Origin of the sequence: Vibrio sp. V42_P2S4T144, from assembly GCF_009904715.1 — a bacterium.
Lineage (GTDB): Bacteria > Pseudomonadota > Gammaproteobacteria > Enterobacterales > Vibrionaceae > Vibrio > Vibrio alginolyticus.
On record NZ_WXWS01000235.1, the window covers coordinates 1 to 3108 of the forward strand.

Here is a 3108-nt window from a genome sequence, read left to right on the forward strand (position 1 = left end):
GAGTACGCGGTTCGGGAACACCGCAAGCCTCAATGGTTTTGAAACCGAAGTCATTGAGGCTCTTAATAAAAACAACAATTTCATTTTTGAGTTAATAACCAAGGATTTTTTATGCGATTACAAATTAAGGAGTCAATATGGCGGTGACCAGTTCTCAAAATCACCAGTATTTTTCTCCAAAAGAGATGATGGTTGAAGCGGAAAAATTTGCGTTAAGTAAGGCAAACAAAACCAGCAGTATGACATTAAGCCTCGCCATTATGGCCGGCGCGTTCATCGGGTTAGCATTCTTGTTTTACATCACGGTGACCACCGGTAGTACGGGCGCTGGTTGGGGCTTGAGCCGCCTAGCTGGTGGACTCGCATTTAGCATGGGATTGATCCTCATAGTGATCTGCGGTGGTGAATTATTTACCAGCTCCGTCCTATCCAGTATTTCTTGGGCCAATAAGCAAATATCGTTCGGTAAGATGCTTTCGATCTGGGGCAAAGTTTACGTTGGTAACTTTATTGGTGCGATGTTCCTACTTGCGCTGGTTACTGCTGCTGGTCTTTATCAGATGGATGGCGGTCAATGGGGATTAAATGCGCTTAACATCGCACAACACAAACTTCACCACACTCTCATTCAAGCGTTTGCACTCGGTATTCTCTGTAACCTGTTGGTCTGCCTAGCGATTTGGCTGACATTTAGTTCTGCAAATGCAATGACAAAAGCAGCAATGACAATTTTGCCTGTGGCAATGTTTGTCAGCAGCGGTTTTGAGCACTGTGTTGCGAACATGTTTATGGTTCCACTTGGTATTGTTATCGCGAATTTTGCACCTGAATCTTTTTGGGCATCTGTCGGTGTGCCCGCGTCACAATACACAGACCTAAACATTAGCCACTTTATTACCGCTAACTTAATTCCTGTCACGCTTGGCAACATCGTCGGCGGAGCGATATTAGTTGGCCTTTCAAACTGGTGTATTTTTCGCCGACCAGAACTAAAAGCAGCGAATATTTCTTCTATCACTACAACTACAACACTGTCGTCAGTTAAGGATTTCACCATGAAAAATGCCTCTTTTGTTAAAGACATTATGAACCCAAAACCAGTCACCATTCGTGCAGAAACGCCAATTGCAGCCGCGCTGGATGTGTTACTTGATAATCACGTAACGAGCGCACCTGTTGTAGACGTACAAAATCGATTAGTTGGCTTCTTCTCTGCTCACGATGTGATGGTAGAACTATGGTGTGAGGACTACATTCCGGTGAAAGACCAAAAAGTCGTCGACATCATGAGCAGAGATGTGGTCGCAATTGACGCTGATGATCGCCTCGTTGATGTTGTGGAATTCCTATGTATCGATAAAGAGCAGTTGTACCCAGCGAGCAGTATGGGTATTGCCACTCGCTTGACGTCTTTGTCTCTCGAAGAACGCGCTAAAAGTATCAAAGTAAGTAAGCCACAAGTGCTTCCTGTGCTTGAAAATGGGCAGATGGTCGGGGTGGTTACTCGTACTGAAGTATTAAAAGCACTACGCCCGATTTTTGGTGAGCGTTTAAACCTAGTGGAAAAAAGCGAGTTAGAAACAGCGTAATTCGCTAAACATTTACAACGTCTATTGGCTTTCAATCGCTATCACTGACGGGTTTATCGATGTTAGTGATGTGATTAAGATAATAAAAAAGCGCTCTTCAAGTGAAGAGCGCTTTTAGTGTATCTAAAAGGAACTAATTACTTCTTAATACCTTCGATATGAAGTTCCATATCGACGTAGCTTGAAGCACCCATTACTGGGATGTCAAAGTCAGCAAGCTCTAGGCGAGTGTTGCCAACAAAGCCAGCGCGCTCGCCGCCCCATGGGTCACTGCCAGCACCAACGAATTCAGCCTCAATAGTAATAGGCTTAGTAACACCGTGTAGCGTTAGATCACCAGTTACATCTAGTTTGCCATTGCCTTTATCAACCACTTTTGTGCTCGTAAAGGTTGCTTCACTGTATTTACCAGCATCGATGAAGTCACCACTACGAATGTGTTTGTCACGTTCAGCATGGTTTGAATCTAGGCTGGTTGTATCAACAACAACATTTACTTTTGAGTCAGCAATGTTGTTTTCATCAAAAGAAAAGTCACCAGAAAATGTATTGAAACGACCTTTGATGAAACTGTAACCCAAGTGGCTAACTTTAAAGTTGATTGAAGCGTGAGCACCTTTGGTATCGATGACATAATCTGCAGCTTGCGCACCAAATGGCAGTGCCATAGCGATAGCTAATCCTGTAGCGAAAAGTGACTTTTTCATTTTGAAGCTCCTAACATTTTTCTTAATGTGTTGTCTTTATCGATAAAGTGGTGTTTTAGTGCAGCAATAGCATGTAAACCTGCAATCAGGATAACTGCCCAAGCTGCATAGAAGTGAATCTCACCTGCAATATCTGATTGGCCTGGGAATAACTCTCCCGCTCCTGGCACGGTGAACCAATTAAACACTTCGATGCCGCGTCCATCAGACGTTGAAATGAGGTAACCTGAAACAAAGATGGTGACCAATAGTAGGTACATGACACCATGCGCTGCTTTAGCAGCAAGCACTTCGTAACGTTTGCCTTCTACCTTTGGTGACGCCGTCACATGTTTCCATACGATGCGTGCCAAAGTTAAAATAGCGAGTAAAATACCGACAGAGCGATGGTAATGCGGCGCAGTTCGATACCATTCGCTGTAATAGCTAAGGTCGACCATCCACAAACCCACTGCAAATAGACCAATAATGCACAGCGCTGATAACCAATGCATCACGCGTGCAGTAAGGTTGTAATTCTTTACCAGTGTATCCATCTCAAGTTCCTAGATATATTCCTAAGTTAATGCTGAGCAAGAAACACTACATTAACCTATTTACGTCATATGAAACAGATTATTTACCATCATTTACATCCAGCCAATGGTGCCGTATCTATCAAGTTGTTCGAATTTTTTGAAGGAACTTTAAATCGTTTGTAAAACTGAAACTTACAGCTTAATTTCTTGTTCTATCTCATACAGCTCTTCGGAAACTTCTAACATTCTGCGTTCAACCAGTAACTTAGCATCTTCAACACCCTTGTTATAATA

Annotated in this window: 4 protein-coding genes; 1 reads left to right on the plus strand and 3 read right to left on the minus strand. The window is 43.0% G+C overall.

Annotated elements, in window-relative coordinates; genetic code table 11:
- Nucleotides 1-137: 137 nt before the first annotated feature.
- Nucleotides 138-1589: a formate transporter FocA gene (gene focA, locus CAG68_RS08220; protein ID WP_054730569.1), complete on the plus strand. Its 1452-nt coding sequence runs from the start codon at nucleotides 138-140 to the stop codon at nucleotides 1587-1589.
- A 137-nt stretch (nucleotides 1590-1726) separates the two neighbouring features.
- On the opposite strand, the gene CAG68_RS08225 is transcribed toward focA, so the two are convergent.
- From CAG68_RS08225 to CAG68_RS08235, 3 genes are all read right to left on the minus strand, one after another.
- Nucleotides 1727-2296: a YceI family protein gene (locus tag CAG68_RS08225; protein WP_017634178.1), complete on the minus strand. Its 570-nt coding sequence runs from the start codon at nucleotides 2294-2296 to the stop codon at nucleotides 1727-1729.
- A complete protein-coding gene (locus CAG68_RS08230; RefSeq protein ID WP_005390157.1) occupies nucleotides 2293-2832 on the minus strand; it encodes a cytochrome b in 540 nt (179 codons plus the stop codon). Before CAG68_RS08230 ends, CAG68_RS08225 begins: the two co-directional genes overlap by 4 nt.
- A gap of 174 nt (nucleotides 2833-3006) precedes the next feature.
- Nucleotides 3007-3108 (minus strand): DUF2164 family protein (locus CAG68_RS08235; protein ID WP_161440995.1); only part of this gene is annotated, 102 nt, incomplete at its 5' end.